We start from the raw sequence: 1,400 nt of genomic DNA, 5'->3' as shown, positions 1-1,400 counted from the left end.
CAGGAGTGCATTCATTGTTAATGCAGCACCTTTCATTCTATTAAACAGCTACAAACTCAAGCTTGCTCTCATTATTGTTCAGTGTACAATATAGAATTGCACACTGAACAATAGAGTAAAATCATGAATGCCAATACGATAGCAAACAAATACCTTGAAGCACTTGAAGAAGCAAACATTGAAAAAGTACTATCGCTTTTCACGCCAGATGCGTTGGTGAGTTCACCACTTTACGGTGAACGTAAGGCAGCAGACTTTTATCCTGAATTGTTTGAAGATACGAGCAGTTCAAAGCTAACCTTGAAGGGCGTAATGGAAGGGAAATCAACTCGTGACTGTACAGATTTGATATCTATCTGGTTCTACTTTGACTGGACACTTGCCAATGGTGAACCTGCACCTTTTAATGTTGTCGATGTGTTAGAAGTCGACAAAGGTAGCCGCTTGATTACCAAATTAAATATTGTTTACGATACTTTTAACATTAGAAGTTCGTTCAATCTGTCTAAAAAGCAGACCTCCCTTTAGCAAGTACTTTATAGATAGCGGTACCTTTATGAAAAGAAAAGCAAATACAACACCTCTCTCTAAGGAAATTATAATCGAGGTAGCACTGAATCTTATTGCGGAGAAAGGAATCGATACGTTTAGTATTCGAGACGTAGCTAAACGGTTAGATACCTATCCAACAGCTATCTATTGGTATTTTAAAAACAAAAACACACTGTTAGGTGAAATTGCAAATACAGTGATGTCTAGTGTCACACCTAACTACGGTAACCTGGATTGGCACGTCTGGTTGACCCTGTTATTCCAAAACTACAGAGGTGCAGTAAAACACCATCCCCACATCGCAGATTTGATAGGAGGGCGACTTCTGGCAAATGCGTATCAAGATCCTAGATTGCTAGATGGAATTATAGCTGCTCTTTTGGATGCAAATTGTCCGCCGTCTCATATAGTCCCTATGTACAACACAGTAATTGCATCAATGTGTGGTTTCGTAACCATGGAGTTCGGTCATTTACCGCTAGATAATGCGGATGAATGGGAAGCTAAGTTAAGAGGGGAGGCTAAGAAGGTAGAAAATAGTGAGTATCCAAACTTAACTCGTTTTCTACCTCAAATGATGAATGCTTCTTTCATTTTACGCTGGCAAAATGGCTATGACAAACCGATGGATGAGAGTTTTAATAGGTATGTTGATGTTTTTATAGATGGTTTGAAACACCAGATTAACGCACTAAACGAGATGCCATAGCAGGAATTTTATACCTTATGGTAACGTTAATTTCAGAAAGTATTGTGCTTAACTATGCACCTCATGAAGCCAATAAGACACTTTTGAGTTAGAAAGTGCCACGAGTCAAAATTCAGGTCTATGAAGCCTCTGGACAAAA

Annotated in this window: 2 protein-coding genes; both read left to right on the top strand. The window is 38.9% G+C overall.

Annotation, left to right across the window (positions count from 1 at the left end):
* Positions 1–123 precede the first annotated feature (123 nt).
* Entirely contained in the window at positions 124–528 is a 405-nt protein-coding gene (locus AB6D80_RS24970) for a nuclear transport factor 2 family protein (protein ID WP_017100096.1), read from the top strand.
* Positions 529–556: 28 nt separating this feature from the next.
* Positions 557–1,261, top strand: coding sequence for a TetR/AcrR family transcriptional regulator (locus tag AB6D80_RS24965; protein ID WP_017103707.1), 705 nt, complete (start codon positions 557–559; stop codon positions 1,259–1,261).
* The last annotated feature ends 139 nt before the right edge of the window (positions 1,262–1,400 follow it).

It is taken from the genome of Vibrio sp. 10N.247.310.17 (assembly GCF_041466605.1).
Taxonomy (GTDB): Bacteria; Pseudomonadota; Gammaproteobacteria; order Enterobacterales; family Vibrionaceae; genus Vibrio; species Vibrio tasmaniensis_A.
This window is presented reverse-complemented; position numbering and strand designations above follow the sequence as displayed.

Coding starts and splice junctions, on each gene's coding strand:
- AB6D80_RS24970 (WP_017100096.1), top strand. CDS start 124: ATGAATGCCAATACGATAGCAAACAAATACCTTGAAGCACTTGAAGAA.
- AB6D80_RS24965 (WP_017103707.1), top strand. CDS start 557: ATGAAAAGAAAAGCAAATACAACACCTCTCTCTAAGGAAATTATAATC.